This is a genomic window from Mesorhizobium prunaredense (assembly GCF_900156895.1).
GTDB lineage: Bacteria > Pseudomonadota > Alphaproteobacteria > Rhizobiales > Rhizobiaceae > Mesorhizobium > Mesorhizobium prunaredense.
Window position 1 is genome coordinate 65,462 of record NZ_FTPD01000015.1, and the last position, 25,300, is coordinate 90,761.

Consider the following 25,300-nt stretch of genomic DNA (forward strand, 5'->3'; position numbering starts at 1 on the left):
CGACGGTCCGGCTACGGTGCGAGGCATTCGATGAGAAACACTATGCTGGCTCGCTTGTTTCATATGCTGCTCGTGGCGTGCGCCTTGCTAGCGACCCCGCTTGCCGCTTCGATGGCACAGACGGCTCAGCCGCCCGCGGACACGGTGCCCCTCGAGAAGATTCAGGCGCTCATAAAGCAGCTCGATGACCCAGAGATCCGGGCATGGTTGGCGGCAAAATCTTCAACGCCCGCCGATCGCGCCAGTGCGTCGATGGCGGCGCAGATCACGGTCTCGGAGAAAGCGATACGCGATCATATCGCCGCAATGCGTAACGCATTTCCGCATATTCCGGGCGAGGCCGCAAACGCTGTCCGGACCATAAAATCGGAGATCAACGACTATGGATTCACTACCATTCTTGTTCTCTTTACGGCCCTGCTGGCGCTCGGCTTCGGAGCGGAATGGCTGTTCAAGCGGGCAGTAGGCGGAGAGAAGCAGCCTCCCTTTCGGGCTGACGACACAAGCGCGGCACCTGAAAGCAGCCGTTCCGTCAAGTTCCTTTCGGAGCTGGCGTCGCTCGCCGTGTTCTCTCTCGTCAGTGCCGGGTTTTTTCTGGCATTCGAATGGCCCGGCCTGCTGCGCCTTGTCATCCTCACCTATCTGGTTGCCTTCATTGTCGCGCGGGCGGTGGTGGCCATCGGCAGGATATCGCTTGCACCGGAAGACGGCGGCATTCCGGCGGGGCAGGAGAAGCCGCTCAGGCTTATTCCGGCAAGCGACGCCGAAGCCCATTTCTGGTATAGGCGGCTAGCCGTTTTCACCGGATATCTGATGGCTGGGTGGGCGACCATCAGTCTTCTCCCGGCGCTGGGCGTTTCGCCGGACGGGACACTCCTGGTCTCCTACCTGCTCGGAATCGGACTTCTTGTGCTCGCCGTCGAAATCGTCTGGCGTCGTCCGGACCGGCCGGCGACGGAGGGGACCAGGACGAGGGATTGGCTCCTCACCATCTACCTGATCATTCTGTGGGGGCTCTGGGTCGCCGGCCTAAACGGGATCCTGTGGCTCGGAATCTATGCCCTGTTGCTGCCCGGAGCGTTGACCATCGCCGGTCAGGCGGCAGGTTCACTCGCGGTGCGGCGAGAGAATTCCACCTCGGCGGATTCGGTCCGGACCGTGATGATCGTTCGCGGCGTTCGCGCGCTGGTGATCCTGCTCGCGGTGCTGTGGCTTGGTCTGGTCTGGCGCTTGGATCCAGGCGTATTGGCCGAAGGCCGGATCGTGCGCGGCTTGCTCCACGGCGTCATAATCCTGCTGGTTGCCGATCTGCTTTGGCAACTGGCGAAAGCCTATATCGGCCGGACGCTGGAACTGGGCGCGGTCGACGACATGGTCAGCCCGGCGGAGGCGGTGCGCAGGAGCCGGCTGAGGACATTGCTGCCGATTTTCCGCAACATGCTGGCCGTCGTGCTTGGTGCCGTGGCTATCCTCATGGTGTTGTCGGGACTCGGCGTGCACATCGCTCCGCTGATCGCTGGCGCAGGCATCTTCGGAGTCGCGATCGGATTCGGCTCGCAGACCTTGGTCAAGGATGTGATCAGCGGAATCTTCTATATGCTGGACGATGCGTTCCGGGTTGGCGAATACATCCAGAGCGGCAGCTACATGGGTACTGTCGAATCCTTCAGCCTTCGCTCGGTCAGGTTGCGCCATCACCGCGGGCCGGTGTTTACGGTTCCATTTGGTGAACTGGGTGCGGTTCAGAACATGAGCCGTGACTGGGTGATCGACAAGTTCAGGATCCGCGTTCCCTTCGATACTGACATCAAGAAGGTCAAGAAGCTGGTAAAGGGGATTGGCGCGGAGTTGCTCGAAGATCCCGAGCTGGCGCCGCACATTATCCAGACGGCAAAGATGCAAGGCGTGGAGCAGTTCGGCGATTTCGGGATGGAACTGAGCTTCGCCATAATGACGAAACCCGGCCAGCAGTCCCTTATCAGGCGGCGGGCCTACACCATGATCCGCGACGCGTTCGCAGCGAACGGCATCGAGTTCGCGCATCCCACGGTTCATGTCGGGAGCGAAGAGAAACCGGCCGCAGCCGCAGCGGCTACCGCCAACGCACTCGCACGCAAGCAGGCGGCAGAGCTTGTGGAAGAAGGATAGGCCTGAAATGGCAGCTTTCCGCTAATTGCAGGCATCATGTCCGGCGTCCTCAACAGCACGAACATAACCTCCGCACCGGTCCCGTTGGCAACCACGCGCACCGCATTGCGGGTTTCCTTGTCCTCGGCAAAGACGATGTGATCGAGGACGCCGTGTTCGTTCGGCCGGGAGAAGCGGATGCGGATGAGCCGGCCGTCGGGGTCCTCCGCAGTCCATTCCTCGCCCGATCTTTCGAAGCGCCTGCCGAGGCCTGCCGCCCAGCGCTGGAAATTCTCAGGGATGGAGGCGAAGTCATAGACTTCGCGCCAGTCCCGGCCGATGGACACGGTGATGATGCGGGATTTGTAGATCGTCATATCTGCCTCCTTTCAACGCAGGCAGACTAGGCGGAGTTGGCGGTGGCGTATTGAACGAAACGGCCAGCTCAGGCGCCGAGCTGCCGCAGAACCGTCGCCGGCGAGAATCCCGACAGGCGCCGCACCTCGCGCGTCAGATGCGCCTGGTCGGAATAACCCGCCTCGAACGCAAGATCGGCCAGGCGCGGCTCGGTGGAGTGCCGCGCCAGGTTCAGGAACCGCTGGAAGCGGAGAATGCGGTCGAGCGTCTTCGGACCATAGCCGAAAGCTTCCCGGCAGCGGCGGCGAAGCGTTCGCGGGCTGATGTCGAGCCGGTCGAGGATCACCGCCATGCCCGGACCGGCGGATTCGGTTTTCAGCGCGTTGAAGGCAAATCCCATGTCCGCAGGCGGCGGCTCGACATCTGGCGCAAGCCTGCAGAGTGCCGCTTGCATCGCCCGCATCCGCTCCACCGTGGAGGACGCATCGCCAATTTTTTGGGCGATTTCGCTCGCCAGCGCTCCCCAGAAGTGGCTGAGCGCCACCCGGCCGCCGACGATGTCCGACATCGGCAGACCGAGCCACCGGCTTGCCGCACCCGGTCGGAAGCGGGTGCCGATCACCGTAGAGCCGGGTGTCAGCGCAGAGAGGGCAACGGCTACGTCGGGGCCCGCCACGACCAGATCGCCGTCGATCCAGGTGATGTCGACGCAGCCGTCGGGGACCACAGCCGATAGGCTTCCCGCGTTCGGTCGCAATGCCGCGTCCGGGCGCAGTGTATTGGACCAGGCACACTGGAAATGCCCTTCGAGTGCGGCCGGAGGATCGAACTCGCGGTATTCCCCGATTGCCCCGGAAAGGATTGGTGCCCCGGAAAGGACGGGTGTGTTGTCGTCAGAGGTCACGAGCCTCTCCTGTGAGGAACACTTCTAAGGCCCCGTACTATTCTAAGGCATCGTACTCTTCGGTCCCCGAAATCTATTGCGGTGGCGGCGCGCTTCAACCCCTCGTTTGAGGCCTGCACGGTGAGCGGGCGTCTGCGGTTCCATGCGTCCTGACGACCGGGGCGTCCTTCGGTTGGCAGCTTTACCGGCTGCTGGCGATTTCGACCGCGACAGGCAGTTTGCCGTCTTTATCGCCATGGAGCCTTGACGCGCGGGAACCATACACGTTAGGGCGTCCGGGCACGAACGATTGGCGACCAAGCAAGGAAATTCCAGCTGATGGAAATTTTTACCGCCGCCGGCCTCGCGGCCCTGCTCCAGGTCATTGCCATCGACCTCGTGCTTGCTGGCGACAATGCCATCGTCATCGGCCTTGCTGCGGCAGGCCTGCCGTCGGATCAGCGCAAGAAGGCGATTCTCGTCGGCATTGCGGCGGCCACCGTGCTTCGCATTTTCTTCGCCCTGATCACCCAGTGGCTCCTCACCATCGGCCCCATTCTCCTCATAGCCGGCGGCCTGCTGCTGCTTTGGGTGTGCTGGAAGATGTGGCGCGAACTGCGTGTCAGCTACGAGCAGGAACATGACGCGACGGAATCGTTGTCGAATGTCGATTACGACAAAAGCGGGACGATTGGCGGCAAGGGACCGCGCAAGACCTTCGCTCAGGCAGCCTGGCAGATCGTCATTGCCGACGTTTCGATGTCTCTCGACAACGTCCTTGCCGTCGCCGGCGCGGCGATGGACCATCCGACGGTCCTGATCATCGGTTTGGCGCTGTCGATTGCGCTGATGGGCTTCGCCGCTTCGTTTGTCGCACGCCTCCTGCATAAGTACCGCTGGATCGCCTATATCGGCCTGGTGATCATTCTCTATGTCGCCGTGAAGATGTTTCTGGATGGTGCTGTGCAGCAGTTTCCCGAACAGTTTGCGTTCCTGGCGCCCTGGTTCGGGCCGGGCGGTCATTGAACCTTGGCAGTGCAGGTCCGCCCGAGGCGCCAAGCCATTCCTCGGTTTGCTTGATTGCGGAACTATGCTATTGCGCCGTGCAAAATTGAGCTTCTCTGAAAGCTCAAAATTCAACATGCATCGAGACTTCCGGGCCGGGCCTCAGGGTTTCCGGCCCGCGTCCATTGGAAACCGCAAAATGTCCGCTCCTCGCGTCAGCTTCGTCAGCCTTGGATGCCCCAAAGCCCTCGTGGATTCGGAGCGCATCATCACGCGCCTGCGCGCCGAGGGCTATGAGATCGCGCGCAAGCATGACGGCGCCGATCTGGTCGTCGTCAACACCTGCGGCTTTCTCGATTCGGCTCGCGATGAATCGCTCAATGCCATCGGCTCCGCCCTTTCGGAGAACGGCAGGGTCATCGTCACCGGCTGTCTCGGCGCCGAACCGGACGTCATCCGCGAGAAACATCCCAACGTTCTCGCCATCACCGGTCCGCAGGCTTACGAGAGCGTGATGGCTGCAGTGCATGAGGCCGCGCCCCCGAGCCACGATCCCTATGTCGACCTGTTGCCGCCGCAAGGCGTCAAGCTCACGCCGCGCCACTATGCCTATCTCAAGATTTCGGAGGGCTGCAACAACCGCTGCACCTTCTGCATCATCCCGGCGCTACGCGGCGATCTCGTCTCGCGGCCGGCGGCCGACGTGCTGCGCGAGGCCGAGAAACTGGCCAAGGCCGGGGTCAAGGAAATCCTGGTCATTTCGCAGGACACCAGCGCCTACGGCATCGACATCAAGTACCAGAGCAGCATGTTCGGCGATCGCGAAGTGCGGGCGAAATTCCTCGATCTGTCGGAGGAACTCGGCAAGCTCGGCGTCTGGGTACGCATGCACTACGTCTATCCCTACCCGCATGTCGCCGATGTCATCCCGCTGATGGCCGAAGGAAAGATCCTTCCCTATCTGGATATCCCGTTCCAGCACGCCTCGCCGCAGGTGCTGAAGAACATGCGCCGGCCCGCCCATGGCGAAAAGACGCTCGACCGCATTCGCGGCTGGCGCGAAATCTGTCCGGATCTGGCGATCCGCTCCACCTTCATCGTCGGCTTTCCCGGCGAGACGGACGACGATTTCGAGATGCTGCTCGACTGGCTGGACGAAGCCAGGATCGACCGCGCCGGCTGCTTCAAATACGAGCCGGTCAGGGGCGCCCGCTCCAACGACCTCGGCCTCGAACAGGTTCCGCAGGAAATCAAGGAGGCGCGCTGGCACCGTTTCATGCAGCGCCAGCAGAAGATCTCGGCGACGCAGCTCGCCAGGAAGGTCGGCAAGCGCCTGCCAGTGCTGATCGACGAGGCGCATGGCACCTCGGCGAAGGGCCGAACCAGATACGACGCACCCGAAATCGACGGCTCGGTGCATATCCAGTCGCGGCGCCCGTTGCGCGCCGGCGATGTCGTTACCGTCAAGATCGACCGTGCCGACGCCTACGATCTCTACGGCTCGGCGGTCTGATCGCATCTCGCCCTACGGCGCCGCGTCCTTTTGGACGGCAAAGGACGCCGCGTAGCACCTGATTTTGCGCATGACCCTTCCCCAATCGATCCCGATTTCGGGCTCCTGCTAAACGAAAGGGCGCCGCGCGGCGCCCTTCCTGTCAAGATTTGGCCTGTCAAGATTTTGGCCCCGCTCGCGGTTACTGCGGCAGCTTGTCGTCGACGCCCTTGACGTAGAAGTTCATGCCGAGCAGCGTAGGATCGTCGGCGACTTCGCCTTCCTTCAGCCACGGCGTGCCGTCCTGCTTGGCAATCAGCCCGGTGAACGGGTTCCATCCTTCGACGATCTTCTTCTCGGTGGCTTCTGCCATCGCCTTCACGTCGTCGGGCATGTTGGTGTAAGGGGCCATTTTAACGGCGCCGTCCTTGATGCCCAGCCAGACATTGCCGGGCTTCCAGGTGCCGTCGAGCGCGGCCTTCACCCGGCCGATATAATACGGCCCCCAATCGTCGACGATCGAGGTCAACTGCGCCTTCGGGGCGAACTTGATCATGTCCGAAGACTGGCCGAAGCCCTGCAGTCCGCGCTCTTCGGCGACTTGCAGGGCAGCGGTCGAGTCGGTGTGCTGGACGATGATGTCGGCACCCTGGTCGAACAGGGCCTTGGCGGCATCGGCTTCCTTGCCCGGATCGAACCATGAATTGATCCAGACGATCTTCGCCTTGAAATCCGGCTTGATCGACTGGGCGCCGAGCATGAAGGAATTGATACCCATCACCACTTCGGGAATCGGGAACGAAACGATGTAGCCGGCGACGCCCGACTTCGATTGCTTGGCGGCGATCTGGCCGAGGATGTAGCGGCCTTCGTAGAAGCGTGCGTTGTAGATGCCGAGATTGTCTGATGTCTTGTAGCCGGTCGCGTGTTCGAACATCACATCGGGGAATTTCTTGGCGACCTTCACTTCGGGGTCCATGAAGCCAAAGGACGTGCCGAAAATGATCTTGCATCCTTCGCGCGCCAGGCGCTCGAAGGCGCGATCGGCATCGGGACCCTCGGAGACGTTCTCCAGATAAGCGGTCTCGACCTTGTCGCCGAGTTCCTTCTCTACGTCCAGGCGGCCCTGGTCATGCTGGTACGAATAGCCGAAATCGCCGATCGGGCCGGTATAGACCCAACAGGCTTTCAGCTTTTCCTGCGCTTCGGCGGTCGCCGCCAGCGACAATGCCGCCGCCGCGGTCATCAGCGCAATAAGCAGTTTTTTCATCGTGTTACCTCTCTGAGTTAAGCCTTGGAGCTTCCCGTTTGTCTTTTATCGTCAACGATCCGGAACGAATGGCTGCCCCAAGGAAGCCGGTGTGTTCATCATCGTCAAACGCTTGTTGCGCGAGATTAGAACGAGAACCACGATGGTTGCCAGATAGGGCAACGAAGAAAGCAGTTGCGAGGGAACCGGAATGCCAAAAGCCTGTGCATGAAGCTGGCCGATCCAGACCGCGCCGAAGATATAGGCGCCCGCAAGCACCCGCCATGGCCGCCATGATGCGAACACGACCAGCGCCAGCGCGATCCAGCCGCGTCCGGCGGTCATGTTCTCCACCCATTGCGGCGTATAGACCAGCGACAGGTGGCCCCCGGCAAGGCCCGCACAGGCGCCGCCGAAGATCACCGCCAGGTAGCGGTAGCGGATGACCTTGATGCCAAGCGCATGGGCCGACGTGTGGCTGTCGCCGATCGAGCGCAGCGTCAGCCCGGTGCGGGTCTTGAACAGGAACCACATGACGGCGGCGGTCAATGCAATCGAGATGTAGAAGATCGGGTCCTGGCCGAACAACAACCTGCCGATGACGGGCATCGCTGTCAGGCCGGGAATGTCGAGGTTTGGCAGCCTCGCGCCGGGCTGGCCGACAAAGCTGGTGCCCATCATGCCGGAAAGGCCGAGGCCGAGCAATGTCAGCGACAGGCCGGTCGCCACCTGGTTGGTGGCCAGCGACAACGTCATGACGGCGAACAGCAGCGAAAACACCGCACCCAGGGCGATCGCCGCCAACAACCCGATCCATGGCGATCCGGTGAGATAGCCGGCACCGAAACCGCCGACCGCCCCCATGATCATCATGCCTTCGACGCCGAGATTGAGCACGCCGGAACGTTCGACCACCAGCTCGCCGATCGCCGCGATCAGCAAAGGCGTCGCCGCGGTTGCGATGGTCAAAAGAATGTTGACGGTGATGTCCATCAGCGGGCCTCCTCCAGCTTCGGCGCGGCTTCAAGCGTCGGCGCAGCCAAGCCGATCAGGCGAATGCGGTAGTGAATCAGCGTGTCGCAGCCGAGCACGAAGAACAGGAGCATGCCCTGGAACACGCGCGCCACCTTGTCGGAGATGCCGAGCGCGCTTTGCACTGCCTCGCCGCCGAGATAGGTCAGCGCCAGCACCAGGCCCGCCGCGACAATGCCTAATGGATTGAGCCGGCCGAGGAACGCCACGATGATGGCGGCAAAGCCGTAGCCGGGCGAAATCACCGGCTGCAGCTGGCCGATGGCGCCGGAGACTTCCGAGATGCCGGCAAGTCCGGCCAGTGCCCCCGACAGCATGAAAGCGAAGAACACCATCCGTTTGATGCCGAAGCCGGCGAAGCGCCCTGCCCTGGGGCTTGAGCCGAGCACGCGGACCTCAAAGCCTTTCAGCATGCGGCTCATCAGGATCCAGACCAGCACCGCCGCGACCAGCGCGAACACGAAACCCCAATTGGCACGGCCGGAGGCCGGCATCAGTTCCGGCAATATGGCCGAGTCGTTGAACTGTATCGTCTGCGGGAAATTGAAACCCTTCGGATCGCGCCACGGCCCGCGCACCAGCCAGTCGAGGAACAGCTGCGCGACATAGACCAGCATCAGGCTGGTCAGGATCTCGTTGGTGTTGAAGCGCGCCTTGAGCAGGGCGGGAATGGCGGCGTAGGCGGCACCGCCGACCATGCCGAACAGCAGCATCAGCGGCAGCACCAGCGGCCCTTCAAACTGCGGAAACAGCACCGGAATGCTCGAGCCGACGATGCCGCCCAGGATGAATTGGCCTTCCGCGCCGATGTTCCAGATGTTGGCTCTGTAGCAAACCGACAGGCCGACCCCGATCAGGATGAGCGGTGCCGCCTTGATCGCCAGCTCATGCAGCTGCCAGACCTGACTGACCGGCTCGAGGAAGTAGATTTGGAACGCCTTCAAGGGATTGACGCCAAGCAGCGCGAACAGGATGGCGCCGGCAATGATCGTCAGCACGAATGCAATGAAAGGCGACAGCGCCGAGAACAGCATCGAGCGCTGCGGCCGTTTGACGAGTTCGAGGCGCATCATGACGTCTCCAGAGCGTGTTCGGCGTGGCCCGGCTCGGCCCCACCCATCAGCAGTCCGATCTTCTCGAACGTCGCCTCGGCGATCGGCAATGGCTTCGACAATTCGCCATTGTGCATCACCGCGATCGCGTCGGATATCTCGAACAATTCGTCGAGATCCTGGCTGATGACCAGCACGGCCGAGCCGCTGCGCGCCAATTCGATCAGCGTCTGCCGAATGTGGGCGGCCGCACCGGCGTCGACGCCCCACGTCGGCTGATTGACGACCATGACGCTTGGCCTGCGGTCGAGTTCGCGGCCAACAATGAATTTCTGTAGATTGCCGCCTGAAAGCGCTGCCGCCTCCGGGTCCGCAGCGCTCTTGCGCACATCCATCGCCTTGATGATGCGTTGGGCAGCGGCATAGATCGCATCGCTTTTGACCATTCCGCCGGCGCCGACAAACACCTTGCCATCGGTGGCATGGCGCGACAGCAGCAGGTTTTCCGAAAGCTTCATGCGCGGTGCTGCGCCGTGGCCGAGCCGCTCTTCCGGCACGAAGGCGGCGCCCATCAGCCGCCTGCCGGTGATGCTGAGGCCGCCGGCGTCCTTGCCGCGGATGCGCACCGAAGCGGCATCCTGCTGCGGCACCTCGCCGGAAACGGATTCAAAGAACTCGCCCTGGCCGTTGCCGGCGACGCCTGCAATGCCGATCACTTCGCCGGCGCGTACGGTCAGGTTGATGTTTTTGAGCGGGATCGAGAACGGCGTTGCCGGCTTGCGGCTGAGCCCGCGGATTTCAAGCAGCGGCTGCGCGGTCTCGATACCCTGGGCCGGCGCGCGCACCACGGCCTGCACGTCGTTGCCGACCATCATGCGGGCCAGCGATGCCGCGGTTTCCTTGCGCGGATTGCAATGGCCAACCACCTTGCCGTGGCGCAGCACGGTGGCGCGGTCGCAGATACGCTTGACCTCTTCCAGCCGATGCGAAATGTAGAGGATGGACTTTCCTTCCGAGCGCAGCCGTTCGAGCGTCTCGAACAGGTTGTCGGCTTCCTGCGGCGTCAGCACCGAGGTCGGCTCGTCCAGGATGATGAGTTGCGGCGTCTGCAGCAGACAGCGGATGATCTCGATACGCTGGCGCTCACCGACCGAGAGGTCTCCGACCAGCGATTGCGGATCGAGCGGCAGGCCGTAGCTATAGGAAAGCGCCCTCGCCTTCGCGGCAATCGTGCTGATCGGCGAACCGTCGTCCAGCGACAGCGCGATGTTCTCGGCCGCCGTCAGTGCCTCGAACAGCGAAAAATGCTGGAACACCATGCCGATGCCAAGCTTCTTCGCAAAGCCGGGATTGGTGATCGTGACCGCCTGGCCGTTCCAGAAAATTTCGCCCGAATTGGGCTCCAGCGTTCCGAACAGCATTTTGACGAGCGTCGACTTGCCGGCGCCGTTCTCGCCGAGCAACGCATGGATTTCGCCTTTTGCGACGGTAAGATCGACATGGTCGCACGCTGTCAGTGTGCCGAATGTCTTGGTAAGGCCACGAACCTCAAGCAGGTTGGCGTCGTCCTGATTTGCACTCACAGTGCCTCCCATCTGGTTTGCCAGATATGTTCTGTGTTCCCGCAGGCATGGTATGCGCGGCCTGCTGTCGTCGCAAAGCGGCACCCGTCTTGAAAGAGCTTCAAGAATTTCAGCGGAAACCTAACGCATTGGCCCGAAAATCGAAATCGATTTTCGGAAAGCACGATGCCTGGATTCAAAATGTCAGAGCGTGCTTTTGAGCGCCCAGGTGGACGCACGTCGCTCCAAGCGACAGCAAGGCTCAGGGGACAAGAATGGTTGTCCCGGTCGTCCTGCGGCCTTCGAGGTCGGAATGCGCCCTGCCGGCATCCTGGAGCGCGTAACGCTGATTGATCTTGATCTTGACCGCGCCGCTGAGCACGATTTCGAACAGCGCGGCGGCGGACGCCTCCAGGTCTTCGCGCCTGGCGTTGTAGACGAACAGCGTCGGACGGGTTGCAAACAGCGAACCTTTCTGCGCCAGCAACGACATGCTGAACGGCGGGATCGGTCCCGACGATTGACCGAAGCTGGCGAACATGCCGAGCGGCTTCAGGCAGTCGAGCGAGGCTGGAAAGGTGTCGTTGCCGACCGAATCATAGACGACGTCGCACTTCTTGCCGCCGGTGATGGCCAGCACGCCGGCGACGAAGTCCTGCTCGCGGTAGTTGATGACGTGGTCGAAGCCATGCGCCTTGGCGAGCTCGATCTTGTCGGCGGAACTGGCGGTGCCGATCACGGTTGCGCCAAGATGCTTGGCCCATTGGCCGAAGATCAGCCCGACGCCGCCGGCCGCCGCGTGAAACAGGATCGTGTCGCCCGCCTTCACCTTGAAGGTCCGGCGCAGCAGATATTCCGCCGTCATGCCTTTCAGCATCATGGCGGCCGCCTGTTCGTCGCTGATGCCGTCCGGCACCTTGACGACGCGGTCGGCGGCGATCACGCGCTGTTCGGCATAGGCTCCAGTGGTCACGGCGTAGGCGACGCGATCGCCCGGTTTCAGCCAGTCGATATCCGCGCCTGCTTCCACAACTACCCCGGCCGCCTCGCCGCCGGGTATCAGCGGGAAACCGCCTGGCGGCTGGTAAAGGCCGGAGCGATGATAGACGTCGATGAAATTGAGGCCGATCGCCGTGTGCTTGACCAGGATTTGCCCCGAGCCGGGTTGGCCCGGATCGGCGTCCTCATAGGTCAGGACCTCCGGACCGCCATTGGCGTGGATGCGTATTGCTTTGGACATTGACGAGGCTCTCTTGGGACCAGACTCTCTTGCGAGCAGACTCTCTTGGGATCAGGTTTTCTTGGCGCCGAGCGTTGGAAAGAGCTGCATGATACCGCCGATGCATGCGAGGTAAAGCCCGGTGACCGTGATGCCGATCTTGGTGAAGACACTCACCTGCTCGCCCAGGACGCCGATCTGGTCGTAGAACGCGGCAAGAGCTGCCTGCGCCAGCGCCAGCGCTCCAAAAGCGCACCATAGCAGCGTCATACCAAGGTTGATCGGCCGCAGCCGCGCCACCCGCACCGGGTGGATGAAATTGATCGGCACAAAGGTCAGGATGCCGGCCACCACGACCACGGCGAAGGAAACCCATTGTCCCGGCTCGATGACGAACAGCGTGAACACCACCATGTTCCAGACCACAGGAAACCCCTTGAAGAAATTTTCCTTGGTCTTCATCCCGGTGTCGGCATAGTAGATCGCGCTCGACACGACGATGATCGCCGCCGACAGAAACGACAGGCCCTCACCCATGAAGCCGCGCTGGTAAAGCGCGAAGGCCGGTATCAGCACATAGGTGACGTAATCGATGATGTTGTCGAGGAGTTCGCCCGACCACGTCGGCAGGATTTCCTTGACCTCGAGTTTCCTGGCGATCGGCCCGTCGATGCCGTCGACGAACAGCGCCAGCCCCAGCCACCAGAACATCGCCGTCCAGCGCTGCTCGCTCGCCGCCACCAGCGACAGGAACGCCAGGAACGAGCCCGACGCGGTCAGCAGATGGACCGAAAACGCGCGCGCCTGCGGCCATGTGACTTTCTTCTTCGGCCTCGGAATCTTGTCAGCGATTTTCCTGGCCGTGATTTTTCCGGCCGTGATTTTCCTGGCCGTGATTTTTCTGGCCGTTGTTCTCTTGCTCACGGGCCCCGCCAGTCCAGCTTGCAGATTTCAGCCGAGCGGCCGGCAAAATTCCAGTTGCGGCCGAAGGCCCGCATCTTGCTCTTGTCGGACCTGGCGACGATGATTTCCGGTGCGATCCAGTACTCCGAATTGCTGATCACCGTATCCTTGTCGCGGTCCTTGCCGGAAATCGGCGTTACGGCCCCATCGATGATCTTCGGGATCTGGAAGATTCGGGTTCTGTCGCGCGTCTCATAGGTGATCGGCGCCTGCTCGACGCCGAGGAACTTTCCGACCAGGATGGAGAGCAGCGAGGTGGTCCCGCCAGCCTTGCCGGTGAAAATTTTCGTCAATGCCTTGACCGCATAGACCGAGGCGCGCTTGTCGATGAACAGTCCGGCGGTCCAGTTGCCGCGGCTCATATAGCCGGGAATTTCCATGACCAGCCCAAGATTGAGGCCGGACAGGTCAACCTCGCCGAAATGGCCGGCATCGATGCGGAACCCCGCCCAGGTCTGACAATAGCCCTCGGTCGGCGGATGACTGCCGAGAGACAGCACGCAAGGACAAAAAACCGTGCAATTGCAGGAGAGCACCAGCTCTCCTTTCATTGCCCAGCCTTGATCCGCCATCGAATTCTCTCCCTATGCCGAAACTACTAGCAGGGCGGTTGCCCAGACAAGCAGTATCGCACCGGCGACCTGGGTTGGCAGCCTGCCCGCCGTCTGTTTTTCGATCAAGGTGAACAGGCCGATCAACGCCAACCAGAACACGTTCATCACGCCGACGGCGAACATCACCAGCATCAGCGCCCAGCAGCAGCCGAGGCACCAGACGCCCTGCTCCATGCCGAGCCGGAAAATGCGGCCGGGCCTTGCGCTCCAGTTCGAAAACAGGATCGAGAACGGGCTTTTGCATTTTGTCAGGCAGGCTTCTTTCAGGCCGCTGAACTGGTAAAGGCCGGCAACCAAAAGCGCAGCCGCTCCTGTCGCTCCGACCACCGGGTCGAGCATCTGCACAGATGCGGCGAAGGCGTGAACGATGAGCGTCAGCGCCGCAAACACCGCCGACGCAGCCAACCACACGCTGAGGTAACCGGCGACCAAGATCAGCGGATGGACGACCGCTTCGCCCTTGATCCGCGCGGTATCGGCGATCTCGCAATAGGTGCGGATCATCGGCGCCGCCGAAGGCAGCATGGTGGAGACCGCCATCAGGAACCACATGACGATGAGCGCTCCGGCCTGTGCGACGAGGCCCCCGTCGAGCGGCGCAGGTGCAAGACAAAGGCTGAAGAAGCGCTCGAGAAAATCCGGCAGCGGCAGCCGCGGCAGGTACCTGAGCATCGTGTCGCCGGGTGCATCGATGCCCGGAACCCGGCTTTCGGCGCTACGTATGGCCATGGCGCCAAGCAGCAGCCATGCCAGGACGACGCCTGCGCCCAAAACGATGTTCACCGCCAGTCGAGGATTGCGCGAGACGCTCGCCGCTGCGCGGCCGAAACGGTCGAGATGACTAAAATCATGGTCTTCGGCGGTCATGGCAGTCGAATGGGCCGAATCGCCGCGTTGATCAAGCCGCATGATCTGATCTATATGCTCATCAGGTCGGACCGACCGCCTCGCATCGCAACCGGGAAGCCGCATTGGACCGTCGGGAAACAGCACGGATACTGGTTGCCGGCAGTGGCCCGGCAGGGCTGATTGCAGCGCTTGGTTTCGCAGACGCCGGCTTTCCCGTGACGCTCGTCGGACCCGAGGCAAATGGCCAGGACGGCCGCACGACGGCCCTGATGAACCCGGCCCTGAAGATCCTCGAGCGGTTGGGCGTCCTCGATGCGGTGAGGTCCCAGGCCGCACCGCTGAAGGCGATGCGCATCGTCGATGCAACCAGCCGGCTGATCCGCAGCCCGGTGGTCACTTTCCGCGCCAGCGAAATTGGCGAGGAGCAGTTCGGGCTGAATTTACCCAACAGTGCGCTCAACCCCGCACTTGCCAGGGTTGTTGCCGCGCATTCCGGCATCGAATGGCGAAAAGCGATGGTGGAGACCTGGCGCCTCGAGGGCGACCATGCGCATGCGATCTTGTCTGACGGCAGTGAGATCACAGCATCGCTGGCCGTCGCCGCCGATGGCCGTATGTCGCCGGCCCGTGAGGCTGCCGGCATCTCGACATCCGCGCGATCCTATCCGCAGGCGGCCTTGGTTCTCAATTTCGGCCACCGCAGCGACCACGCTTTCACCTCAACCGAGTTCCACACCGAAACCGGCCCGTTCACCCAGGTTCCCCTGCCCGGCAACCGGTCCAGCCTTGTCTGGGTGGTAGAGCCAGAAACGGCGAAGGAACTCGCCGCACTGGGCGACGCGGCGCTTTCGATGCGGGTCGAACAGCGGATGCAATCGATGCTGGGCCGAGTTTCCGTCGAACCCGGCCAGCAGATCTACCAGCTTTCCGGCGTGACGCCGCGCTGCTTCGCGCGCAACCGGGTGGCACTTGTCGGCGAAGCCGCCCATGTGTTTCCGCCTATCGGCGCGCAAGGTCTCAACCTTGGTGTCAGGGATATCGATGATCTAATTGGAATTGCTTGCAAAAACATGGCCGACCCGGGCGCCGTCAAGGCACTCGCAGCCTATGATCTCAAGCGCCGGCCCGACATCCTGGCGCGCAGCAATGCGGTCAACCTGCTCAACAAGTCGCTGCTCTCGCAGATGCTGCCGGCACAGATGGCGCGCAGTGCTGGCCTTGGCGTGCTCGGGGGCTTCGCGCCGCTCCGCGCCTTTTTCATGCGCGAGGGGCTGCGGCCGGGCAGTGGTTTTGCGGCGCTCGCCGGCGGCTTAAGGAAACAGATCCGGCGCTAGCACCGGGCGGACTGGCCCGTAGTTTGGCAGGGCGTCAAGAGTTCGGCATTGAATTCATGCGGCGTCTGCGCCAAATAGGTCAGGTATCAGCCATAAGTCGGGCTCGATATTTTGAAGCGTAACGCGTAAATTCAAGGTCTTAGAGGGTCTTTGCGCATTCCAGGGACGCGGCACTCTAGGACTTAGTGGTGAGTACCATGATGAAAACAGCCAAATTTTCGATCGGACAGGTGGTCCGCCACCGGCTGTTTCCGTTCCGCGGCATCATTTTCGATGTCGACCCGCAATTCGCCAACACCGACGAATGGTACGAGGCGATCCCGGCGGATGTGCGGCCGCGCAAGGACCAGCCCTTCTACCACTTGCTCGCCGAGAATTCGGAAACGGAATACATCGCCTATGTGTCTGAGCAGAACCTGCTCGAGGACCGCTCTGGCGAACCGGTGCGGCATCCGGAGATCGGCGAGATGTTCGACAAGCGGCCGGACGGGCGCTACGAGCCGAGACGCCAGTCAAGACATTGACCTGACGAAAACGCGGGGACCTGACGAAAATCGCGGGGACCTGACGGATTGCGGGCCTGATGGGATCAAGAAATGGCCGGCCGGAACGAAAAAGCGGGGCATGACCCCGCTTTTTTGTTGGCTTGAGAAATCGTCTCAGTCGCCCATCGTCTTCGCCCCGGGGGGCGATCAGTTGGCGGTCTTCGCCTTGTCCTGCTCTTCCTTGAGCTTCTTGGCGAAGTCCTGGTTGTTCTTGGCAACGAAATCCTGAAGCTTCTTCTGCCGATCCTCGATGTCCGACTGCTGCAGCGGCGGCCCGTCGAAGGCGCCGCTGAAGCCAGCCAGCGCGACCTTGATCGGGTTCGGCTGGTTCTGGAAATTGTGTGAGGTCAGCGTCAGGTTCGAACCCTTCTTGAAGGAGGCGACGAGCTGGTCGGTCAGTGGCACTTCCGCCACGCAGCGGTCGGGGAAGCAGACCACATAGTCGAGCTTCTGCGCCTTGCCGGTATCGATCTGGAGGCCAATGCCGGGAGGAACCAGGCGACCGCTCGGAACCGTCACCTGGAACACCTTGCGGTTTACCTTGCCCTTCAATTCGATCAGGCTGACGCCGGTGACGAGCTGGCCGTTGCCGGCTGTGGTGATGTTCTGGACATTGCAGATGTCGACGTCTTCCTGCTTGGTGCAGGCTTTGAACCAGCCCTGCGGAATCTGCTGCTGCTGCTGCGCAACAGCAGCGGGAAGCTGTGCGCCCAGAAAGCCGACCACGCCAGCGGCCATGACCGACAGGCGGTACGCGTTGCTGTTCAGGCTCGTCATATCGTGCACTTCCTCTCAAATGATCCCGGGACCGGCTTCTTCGCGCCGTGTGGTCCAGCTACCTGTTGCCGAAATGAGGCAACAGAATGACTTCGGACGGCGTGTTACACTGCAAGCGGTGCCGAATCCAGCCCGATACCCGCAATTCTTGAGCCCGCGATTAGCCGGGAGGCGGTCGGCTCATGTTAGGGTGCGCTCCGAATCATCAAGCCGACCCAGTAAGGAGACGGTCATGGGCCGCGTTCTTGTTTGGCTGATTGCCGCGATTATCACCCTTTCGCCTCAGCCAGCTTTGTCGGCGCCGAAACACGCGATCGCCATGCAGGGCGAGCCGGCGCTCCCGGCCGACTATGCGCATTTCAACTACGTCAATCCCGATGCGCCGAAGGCCGGCAGCATCACCTATTGCGTCGTTGGCAGCTTCGACAATCTCAACCCGTTCATCCTGAAAAGCCTGCGCACGACGGCACGCGGCATCATTGACAGGATTTTCGGCAATCTCGTCTTCGAGCCGTTGATGCAGCGCAATGACGATGAGGCCTTCAGTCTTTACGGCCTGCTTGCCGACACTGCCGACATGGATCCGGAGCGCAAGAGCATCGAATTCCACCTCGATCCGAGGGCCAAGTGGTCTGATGGCCAACCGGTGACTGCGGAAGACGTGCTGTTCACTTATGACGTCTTTACCGAGAAAGGCCGGCCACCCTACAGCGCCCGTATGAGCATGGTCGCCAAACTGGAAAAGACCGGCGACCGCAGCGTGCGCTTTACATTCAACGACAAGGCTAATCGCGAGACTCCGTTGGTTATCGCGATGACGCCAATCGTGCCCAAGCACGCTTTCGACAAGGAGACCTTCGACAGGACCACGCTGAAACCGGTGATCGGCAGCGGCCCCTACACCGTGGTGCACGTGGCGCCTGGCCAACGCATCGTGTTCAAGCGCAACCCAAATTATTGGGGCAAGGACATCCCCGCCAAGCGCGGTTTCGACAATTACGACCAGATCACCATCGAATATTTCCTCAACGCCAACGCCAAGCTGGAAGCTTTCAAGAAAGGCATCTGCGCTATCGCTGACGACAGCGATCCGGTCAAGCGCGAGCGCGATCTCGACTTCCCGGCCTTCCACAAGGGCGACGTGATCGCCGAAACGTTCGACACCGGCATCCCGCCAGTGGTGACGGGGTTCCTGTTCAACACACGGCTGCAGAAGTTTTCCAATCCGGTGGTTCGACGCGCGCTCGGCATGCTCTACGACTTCGAATGGGCCAACAAGAACTTGTTTGGCGGCAAGTACATGCGCACCATGAGCTATTGGCAGAATTCCGAGCTGTCGGCACTCGGCCATCCGGCCGGCGACAGGGAAAAGGCGCTGCTGGCGCCCTACCCGGGTCGTGTGCCAGCCGATGTCATGGACGGCACCTGGCGGCCACCTGTCACCGACGGCACGGGCCAGGACCGCAAGGTGCTGAAAGCCGCCTTCGACATATTCAAGGGCGCGGGCTATGCCTTGCAGGATGGAGTGATGCTCGATCCCGAGGGGAAACCCTTCGGCTTCGAGATCCTGACCGCCTCCCAGAACGAGGAGCGCCTTGCCGCCATCTACCAGCGCACGCTTGCGAAGATCGGCATCGATGTCACCATCCGCAGCCTTGACGGCGACCAGATCCAGTCACGCAAGCAACGCTTCAATTTCGAGGTGCTGATCGGCGCCAGCGGCTTCGAGAACTCGCTGTCGCCGGGCATCGAGCAGTTCGGGCGCTGGGGATCAGCTGCCGCCAATGCCGAAGGGTCGTTCAACCTTGCCGGTGTCGCCGATCCGGCAATAGATGCAGCACTCGAGGCGATGGTCGACGCCCGCAGCCGCGAAGATTATGTTGCCGCCGTCCGGGTCCTCGACAGGTTGTTGATCTCCGGCCACTACATGGTTCCGATGCAGCACAACACGCAGCAATGGCTCGCCTACTGGAGCTATCTGGAACATCCGCGAAAGACCCCCATATCCGGTTATCGACTGCCGACATGGTGGCGCAAGCCGAAGTGACCTCTTCGGGACAGGAGATCAAGATGAGCGACGAGAAGTCGATCACCGTCGATGTGGTCTCCGACGTCGTCTGCCCCTGGTGCTTCATCGGCCAGAAGCGGCTCGACAAGGCGATCGCGGCGGCAAACGATGTCGAGGTGCATATTCGCTGGCGGCCGTTCCAACTCGACCCAACCATCCCGCCCGAAGGCAAGGATCGCCGCGAATACATGATGGCCAAGTTCGGCAGCGACGAACGCATTCGCGAGATCCACGCCCGCATCGAGCCATTGGGCGAAGCCGAGGGCATCAACTTCGCCTTCGCCGCCATCAAGGTTGCGCCCAACACGCTGGACGCGCACCGCGTCATCCGCTGGGCTGGTGCCGCCGGCGAGGTCATGCAGAACCGGCTGGTGCGACGCCTGTTCCAGTTGAATTTCGAGGAAGGCGCCGATCTCGGCGACCATGCCGTTCTGATCAACGCCGCCCGCGAGGCCGGCATGGATGCGTCCATCGTCGAGACGCTTTTGCCGACGGACGCCGATGTCGAGGCGGTGCGCACCGAAATCGCCACCGCTTCGCGCATGGGCATCACGGGCGTGCCGTGCTTTCTGCTTGAGGGCAAATATGCGGTGATGGGCGCGCAAGACGTTGACACGCTCACCGACGCCATTCGCCAGGTTGCGGCGGCGAAGGCGCGGGGCGAGTTGGAGAAAGCGAACTGATAGACGCCATTCCATAGGCGCGTTTGGCGACATCGCCACAGCAGCCAACGCCCTCCGGTCACTTTCCGGTCGATATGGCAACAAGGATGACGGCGCGTCTTTGCGTTGATTCGTCTTCTGCAGCTTAGAAATCGGCTGATCGACCACGCTCTTGCCTCACAAAACTGTGCAAAAAGCTTTCCCTTGGGGAAGATGCTGACGCTTGCATACGTGAACCAGCAACTCATTGAAATTATAGAGACAATATGAGTAGAGAACGACACCGCATGGCGCTGCCGCTGTTGCTTAATGGCAACGGCCAGGGGTTCAAACCTCCACAGCCTGAGAAAAGATAATGGAAAATGATCAATTGGTGTTACTGTCTGTAACAAAACTAAAAGAGGTTTGGGCGGGATTGTGATTCGGGTCGGCAGACCAGGGCAACATTCAATATCGGAAAAATGGCTCCGCGGTGCCGCAAGGCCGCCGCTCCTGACACCAGTTTCCTCGATGCGCAGCTTCTGGGGACTGATGCGGGCCTACTGGTTCTCGGATCGCTGGGTGGAGGCCTGGACGCTGACGCTGGTCATCGCGCTGTTTACCGCGCTCTCCAGCAAGGCTGGCGTCTGGTTCGCCGAAGCATCCGGGGAACTGGTCAACTCGATCGCCTTCTACCATGACGCCGCGAACACCACGCCGCTCGCATCGCTGCTCACCAACGCCGGCGTTCTCATCCTTCTGGTCGTGCTCAAGGACGCGGGCTTTACCGGCATCCGCACTTTTGTTTCCGCGACGCTGCATCGCAAATGGCGCGGTTGGCTGGACAGCCGTTTCAACGCAGCGCTTCTCGACACCAATCACACGCATTTCCATGCCCAGCACGGTTCCTCCGGCGCTGCTGCTCCCGACAACATCGACCAGCGCGTCCAGGAGTCGATCAAGGACATGACCGGCGGTGCCATCGGCCTCGCCATGGGGGTGATGGCTGTCGCCACATCGCTTTATTTCGTCGGCCGCAAACTGCTTGAAACCTCGGCAGAGGTGAAAGGGCTGGAGTTCCTCGGCAGCTATGGCAGCGCGGTCCTGGCTTTCCTGGCGGTCGCCATTTACGTGCCGCTGAACACCTGGATCGCGGTGAAGCTCGGCAGGTTGCTGGAACGGCTCAACATCCGGATGCAGCAATCCGAAGGCAGTTATCGCGGCGAACTGACCACGTTCCTGCGCCGCAGTTTCCACGTCGCCGCCTCACAGGGCGAGAATGTGCAAAAGACGATGCACGACCGGCTTTATGTCGACATCGACCGCACCTGGGCAAGGCTGAACATCGTCAACACCAGCTACCGTTCTTTCGAGCTGGTCTACAATTTCATCGGCGCCCGCATTGTCGCCTATGCGCCGGGCCTGGTGCCCTACATCCACAACCGTTTCGACCTCAAGGGCTACATAACCGGCTCCGAGATGGTCAACTCGCTCATCAGTCAATGTTCATGGTTCATCCATGTCATGCCTTCCATTGCGGCGCTGCGCGCCAACAGCCAACGCGTGACCGAACTCGCCAACGCGATCGAAAACGTCCAACACCCGCAGGAATTCTACAGTCTCACCGGTTGTTCCGATTTCCGCTACGACCGTCAGAACCCGGTTTTCGGCTTGACCATCCAGAAGCTCGAACTGACCCATCAGGGCGAGGACGCCACGCCCTTCCTGAGCGCCGCGAATTTGCGCTTCCGGCGTGGCGAGTGGACGTTCCTGAAGGGCGAATCCGGCTGCGGCAAGACATCGCTGATCAAGGCGATCAACGGTCTGTGGCCCTATGGCCGCGGCTCCATCGTCTTCCCGGAAGGGGTCGAGAGTTTCTATGCCGCCCAGGAGGTCAAGCTGCAGCAGGTCTCGCTGAAGCAACTGGTCTGCCTGCCCGGTTCAGAGCGCGATCACACCGACGCCCAGGTTGCATCGGCTCTGCACAAAGCCGGCCTTGGCGATTTCATCGAACACATGGCCGATGAAAGCCGTGACGGAATGAGCTGGGACCAGGTGCTTTCGGGCGGCCAGAAACAGAAGCTGGTTGTCGCTCGTATCGTGCTGCAGCAGCCGGGGCTGCTGTTCCTCGATGAGGCGACCGGGGCGCTCGATCCGGAAGGGAAGATTGCCTTCCATCAAGCGATCAAGGACAATTGTCCAGATGTCACGGTGATCTCGATCATGCACGAGGCCGTGCCGCCAAGGTCGCTTTCAGGCGCCGAATTCTACCACAGCATCGTTGCCATCGCGGATGGCGTCGCGACCAAAAAGCCGCTGGCGCCGAGCCTGCCGGTCGCGCTCACCACCATCCTCGCGCACCCCAGGCCAGTCGAGGAAACAAGGCCGGTCGAGGAAAGATGGCTGCGCTTCCCTCGCCGCATCAGGCAGAAATAATGCATGTCGCGCAAAAGCATGCCCTCGGGCCTGACCCTGGGCCTGACCCGAGGGTGTGCAGCGGTTTTGCGATGACGGCATGCATGAAACAACAACCTAAAGCTCGTCGCATGAGGCCGGTCAACACGACGCGCTTTAGCGGCGAACAGGATATCGTTGCCCAGTGTCGCATCGGATTGGTAATCTAAAATTGCGGTCGAGTGGCGCTGCACCATTGCCTGCGTGCATGGATGCTCCGTTGGTGACGATACGGGCAAAACGTCAGGCGCGCTCGCCGTCGCTCACCCGGTAGGTCGGCTTGTACATGGTGACGAGTTCTTCCGCCGCGGTCGGGTGCACGGCCATCGTGCGGTCGAAGTCATCCTTGGTCAGCCCGGCCTTCAGCGGAATGCCGAGAAGCTGCGCCATCTCGCCGGCATCAGGCCCGAGGATATGGGCGCCGAGCACCTTTTTCGAGGCGCCGTCCACCACCAGCTTCATCAGCATCTTTTCGTCGCGGCCCGACAGCGTGTTGCGCATCGGCCGGAAGGTGGCGCGGTAGATCTCAACCTCGGAAAAACGCTTTATGGCCTCGTCTTCCGACAGGCCGACCGTGCCGATCTCGGGCTGCGAGAACACCGCGGTGGCGATCGTTTCATGGTCGGGCGCGGTCGGGTTGCCCTTGAAGGCGGTCTCGACGAAACACATCGCCTCATGGATCGCCACCGGCGTCAATTGCACGCGGTTGGTGACGTCGCCGATCGCCCAGATGTTGTCGATGCTGGTGCGCGAATATTGGTCCACATGGATAGCGCCGGTCCTGGTCATCTCGATGCCGACGCCCTCAAGCCCCATGTTTTCGGTGTTGGGCAGACGCCCGATCGCGAGCATGACCTGATCGACCGTCAGCACCTTTCCACCGGTGACGACAGCGTCGAGGCGCCCGTCGGGACGCTTCCTGACCCATTCGGATACGGCATGGCAGAGGATTCTTATCCCCTTCTTTTCCATCGTCTCGTGCAGCATGCGCCTGAGATCCATGTCGAAGCGGGAGAGGATCTCCTTGCCGCGATAGACCAGCGTTGTGTCGACGCCGAGGCCGTGAAAGATGTTGGCGAATTCGACGGCAATATAGCCGCCGCCCTCGATCATGATCGCGTCAGGCAATTCCTTGAGATCGAAGGCCTCGTTGGAAAAGATACAATGCTCATGGCCGGGCAGAGCCGGGTGCGGTGTCGGGCGGCCGCCGGTGGCGATGAGAATCTGGTCGGCGGTGACGGTGCGGTCCTCGCCGAGAAGATGCACCCCATGCGGATCGACCAGCATGGCGCGCGACTGAAACGTCTCGCCGCCGGCGCCTTGGACATTTTTCCTGTAGATGGCTTCCAGCCGGCTGATCTCGCGATCCTTGTTGGCAACCAGTGTCTGCCAGTCGAAGCTCGCCTGCGGCACGGTCCAGCCATAACCTGCGGCGTCGGCAAAATGTTCGGGAAATTGCGAGGCATAGACATAGAGCTTCTTCGGCACGCAGCCGCGAATGACGCAGGTGCCGCCATAGCGGTATTCCTCGGCAATGCCGACGCGCTTGCCGAGTGCCGCCGCCACGCGCGCCGCCCTCACCCCGCCGGAGCCGCCGCCGATGACGAAAAGATCGTAGTCATAGACGGCCATGGCGCGGCTCCTTGCCCTTCAAAATGTCCGAGACAGGTAGGCTGCAAACCACCAAAAGAAAAGCCCGGACGCCGCGCATCCTGTCGGACGCGCAACGGAGGCGGGCTTTCCGGTCCAGCAGCGATAACGCCGCCGGAAAATATGCTCAGTTCTTCGGTGCTTCCGGCTGCGTCCCATCAGCCGGAGCCGCGGCATTTGCCGGTGCTGTGGCCTTTGCTGCCGCGGCCAGCGTTTCGCCGACCTGCTGGGCGAGATCGCGAGCGACGCCGTTCTGCCAGATGTCGGCGGCCTTGATCAGGTCGCGCGTCACCGCCGGGCCGCTGTCGAGCAGCTTCTTGCCGGAATCGGAATTATAGAAAGCGGCGATTTCGGTAAGCTCTTTTTCGGAAAATACCTTGGCATAGGCCAGGGCCGCTTCCTTCTCGAGATCGGCGCGGCGCGAGGCCAGCGCCAGAGCCTTTTCGCTAACCGTTCTGCCGATCAGTTCCTGCATGTCCGGGTTCTTTTGGATAAGCTGCTGCTGAAGCGCGGCGGCGGCCTGCGGCAGGATGTTGTCGAACGGGTCCGTCGCGTGGATCGCCGCGACGGCGGCGCGGGCTGCCTTCAGATGCCCTTCGCTGACGTCCTGCGAGAACGCCGGCGATGAAAACGCAAAGACGGCCGAAGCTGCCAGAATTGCAGAAAAACGGCGAACCCGGTTATGCAACATCATGATCGGTAGAACTCCCTGGTTTTCGGGCGGCATGGACGGTTTGGACGCCGTCGCCGGCTATGATGGCCGCTGATGCCAGCCCGATGAAAAGACCATGCTCGACCACGCCCGGAATGGCATGGAGAGCATTCGAAAGCGCTCTTGTATCCGGAATGCGGCCAAAAGATGCATCGAGGATAAAATGGCCGCCGTCTGTAACAAAAGGCTGGCTTCCCGTCATCCTCAATGTGACGAGGCCGGAAAGGCCGAGCCTTCCGGCTGCCGCGGCGACCGCGATTTCCGTGGCACGCAGGCCGAACGGGTTGACCTCGATCGGCAGTGGAAAACGGCCGAGCGTCTCGACCATCTTCGAACGGTCGGCAATGACGATCATGCGGGCGGAAGCCGCCGCCACGATCTTTTCGCGCAACAGCGCACCGCCGCCGCCCTTGATCAATGTCAGCTCCGGATCGATCTCGTCGGCGCCGTCGATGGTAAGGTCGAGCTCGGGCGTTTCTTGCAGCGTCGAAAGCGGCACGCCAAGCTCGCCGCAGAGGATGGCGGTGCGCTCCGAGGTCGGTACGCCGATAATGGTAAGGCCAGTGGCGACCTTTTCGGCGAGCAGCCGCACGAACTCGTCGGCCGTCGAGCCGGTGCCGATGCCAAGCCGCATGCCATCGCTGACATGGGCAAGTGCCGCCCGCGCGGCCTCGACCTTCAGTTGCCTCGCATCCATGCTTGCCCCGGATTTCGC

22 protein-coding genes are annotated in these 25,300 nt (G+C 61.7%); 8 read left to right on the forward strand and 14 right to left on the reverse strand.

All coding sequences use genetic code 11. The annotated features are described in order from the left end of the window. The first annotated feature begins 42 nt into the window (after positions 1-42). The gene (locus BQ8794_RS13225; RefSeq protein WP_244554935.1) at positions 43-2,148 is read left to right on the forward strand and encodes a mechanosensitive ion channel family protein; all 2,106 of its coding nucleotides are present in this window, start codon (positions 43-45) and stop codon (positions 2,146-2,148) included. Here BQ8794_RS13225 and BQ8794_RS13230 read toward each other — a convergent pair. Continuing rightward, positions 2,052-2,504, reverse strand: coding sequence for an SRPBCC family protein (locus BQ8794_RS13230; RefSeq protein ID WP_244554936.1), 453 nt, complete (start codon positions 2,502-2,504; stop codon positions 2,052-2,054). The genes BQ8794_RS13225 and BQ8794_RS13230 overlap by 97 nt on opposite strands. 68 nt (positions 2,505-2,572) lie before the next feature. Next, positions 2,573-3,388, reverse strand: coding sequence for a helix-turn-helix domain-containing protein (locus tag BQ8794_RS13235; RefSeq protein ID WP_077377976.1), 816 nt, complete (start codon positions 3,386-3,388; stop codon positions 2,573-2,575). Between the two features lie 318 nt (positions 3,389-3,706). On the opposite strand from BQ8794_RS13235, the gene BQ8794_RS13240 reads away from it, so the two are divergent. After that, the gene (locus tag BQ8794_RS13240) at positions 3,707-4,393 is read left to right on the forward strand and encodes a TerC family protein (RefSeq protein ID WP_077377979.1); all 687 of its coding nucleotides are present in this window, start codon (positions 3,707-3,709) and stop codon (positions 4,391-4,393) included. A 178-nt stretch (positions 4,394-4,571) separates the two neighbouring features. Next, positions 4,572-5,885 carry a 30S ribosomal protein S12 methylthiotransferase RimO gene (gene rimO / locus BQ8794_RS13245; RefSeq protein WP_077377983.1) on the forward strand — a complete coding sequence of 438 codons (1,314 nt, stop codon included), beginning with the start codon at positions 4,572-4,574 and terminating at the stop codon, positions 5,883-5,885. Between the two features lie 181 nt (positions 5,886-6,066). Here rimO and BQ8794_RS13250 read toward each other — a convergent pair whose 3' ends face one another. From BQ8794_RS13250 to BQ8794_RS13285, 8 genes are all read right to left on the reverse strand, one after another. Then, positions 6,067-7,134: a BMP family ABC transporter substrate-binding protein gene (locus tag BQ8794_RS13250; RefSeq protein WP_077377986.1), complete on the reverse strand. Its 1,068-nt coding sequence runs from the start codon at positions 7,132-7,134 to the stop codon at positions 6,067-6,069. A 51-nt stretch (positions 7,135-7,185) separates the two neighbouring features. After that, positions 7,186-8,106, reverse strand: a complete 921-nt coding sequence (locus tag BQ8794_RS13255) for an ABC transporter permease (protein ID WP_077377988.1) — start codon at positions 8,104-8,106, stop codon at positions 7,186-7,188. Continuing rightward, positions 8,106-9,218 carry an ABC transporter permease gene (locus BQ8794_RS13260; RefSeq protein WP_077377991.1) on the reverse strand — a complete coding sequence of 371 codons (1,113 nt, stop codon included), beginning with the start codon at positions 9,216-9,218 and terminating at the stop codon, positions 8,106-8,108. The genes BQ8794_RS13255 and BQ8794_RS13260 overlap by 1 nt, the downstream gene beginning before the upstream one ends. Further along, positions 9,215-10,792 (reverse strand): ABC transporter ATP-binding protein, encoded by a 1,578-nt coding sequence (locus BQ8794_RS13265; RefSeq protein ID WP_167378730.1) that lies wholly within the window; start codon positions 10,790-10,792, stop codon positions 9,215-9,217. Before BQ8794_RS13265 ends, BQ8794_RS13260 begins: the two co-directional genes overlap by 4 nt. 229 nt (positions 10,793-11,021) lie before the next feature. Further along, positions 11,022-11,999, reverse strand: coding sequence for a quinone oxidoreductase family protein (locus BQ8794_RS13270; RefSeq protein ID WP_077377994.1), 978 nt, complete (start codon positions 11,997-11,999; stop codon positions 11,022-11,024). A gap of 51 nt (positions 12,000-12,050) precedes the next feature. After that, entirely contained in the window at positions 12,051-12,860 is an 810-nt protein-coding gene (gene pcsA / locus BQ8794_RS13275; protein WP_167378733.1) for a phosphatidylcholine synthase, read from the reverse strand. 38 nt (positions 12,861-12,898) lie between these two features. After that, positions 12,899-13,513, reverse strand: coding sequence for a DUF1326 domain-containing protein (locus tag BQ8794_RS13280; protein WP_077378000.1), 615 nt, complete (start codon positions 13,511-13,513; stop codon positions 12,899-12,901). Between the two features lie 12 nt (positions 13,514-13,525). Continuing rightward, positions 13,526-14,464, reverse strand: coding sequence for a DUF2182 domain-containing protein (locus BQ8794_RS13285; protein WP_077378374.1), 939 nt, complete (start codon positions 14,462-14,464; stop codon positions 13,526-13,528). Positions 14,465-14,526: 62 nt separating this feature from the next. Here BQ8794_RS13285 and BQ8794_RS13290 point away from each other — a divergent pair, with 62 nt between their 5' ends. After that, positions 14,527-15,738 (forward strand): UbiH/UbiF family hydroxylase, encoded by a 1,212-nt coding sequence (locus BQ8794_RS13290; protein ID WP_077378003.1) that lies wholly within the window; start codon positions 14,527-14,529, stop codon positions 15,736-15,738. 200 nt (positions 15,739-15,938) lie between these two features. Further along, positions 15,939-16,262: a heat shock protein HspQ gene (gene hspQ / locus BQ8794_RS13295; protein WP_023801843.1), complete on the forward strand. Its 324-nt coding sequence runs from the start codon at positions 15,939-15,941 to the stop codon at positions 16,260-16,262. A gap of 168 nt (positions 16,263-16,430) precedes the next feature. On the opposite strand, the gene BQ8794_RS13300 is transcribed toward hspQ, so the two are convergent. Continuing rightward, positions 16,431-17,060: an invasion associated locus B family protein gene (locus tag BQ8794_RS13300; protein WP_077378009.1), complete on the reverse strand. Its 630-nt coding sequence runs from the start codon at positions 17,058-17,060 to the stop codon at positions 16,431-16,433. Between the two features lie 232 nt (positions 17,061-17,292). On the opposite strand from BQ8794_RS13300, the gene BQ8794_RS13305 reads away from it, so the two are divergent. From BQ8794_RS13305 to BQ8794_RS13315, 3 genes are all read left to right on the forward strand, one after another. Next, positions 17,293-19,107: an extracellular solute-binding protein gene (locus BQ8794_RS13305; RefSeq protein ID WP_077378012.1), complete on the forward strand. Its 1,815-nt coding sequence runs from the start codon at positions 17,293-17,295 to the stop codon at positions 19,105-19,107. A gap of 23 nt (positions 19,108-19,130) precedes the next feature. Beyond that, positions 19,131-19,811: a DsbA family oxidoreductase gene (locus tag BQ8794_RS13310; protein WP_077378376.1), complete on the forward strand. Its 681-nt coding sequence runs from the start codon at positions 19,131-19,133 to the stop codon at positions 19,809-19,811. A gap of 489 nt (positions 19,812-20,300) precedes the next feature. Further along, entirely contained in the window at positions 20,301-22,205 is a 1,905-nt protein-coding gene (locus tag BQ8794_RS13315; protein ID WP_167378731.1) for an ABC transporter ATP-binding protein/permease, read from the forward strand. 261 nt (positions 22,206-22,466) lie between these two features. Here BQ8794_RS13315 and gor read toward each other — a convergent pair whose 3' ends face one another. From gor to rpiA, 3 genes are all read right to left on the reverse strand, one after another. Further along, positions 22,467-23,855, reverse strand: coding sequence for a glutathione-disulfide reductase (gor, locus tag BQ8794_RS13320; RefSeq protein ID WP_077378015.1), 1,389 nt, complete (start codon positions 23,853-23,855; stop codon positions 22,467-22,469). Positions 23,856-24,000: 145 nt separating this feature from the next. After that, positions 24,001-24,567 carry a DUF2059 domain-containing protein gene (locus BQ8794_RS13325; RefSeq protein ID WP_077378018.1) on the reverse strand — a complete coding sequence of 189 codons (567 nt, stop codon included), beginning with the start codon at positions 24,565-24,567 and terminating at the stop codon, positions 24,001-24,003. Then, positions 24,554-25,282 (reverse strand): ribose-5-phosphate isomerase RpiA, encoded by a 729-nt coding sequence (gene rpiA / locus BQ8794_RS13330; RefSeq protein WP_077378021.1) that lies wholly within the window; start codon positions 25,280-25,282, stop codon positions 24,554-24,556. The genes BQ8794_RS13325 and rpiA overlap by 14 nt, the downstream gene beginning before the upstream one ends. Between the last annotated feature and the right edge of the window lie 18 nt (positions 25,283-25,300).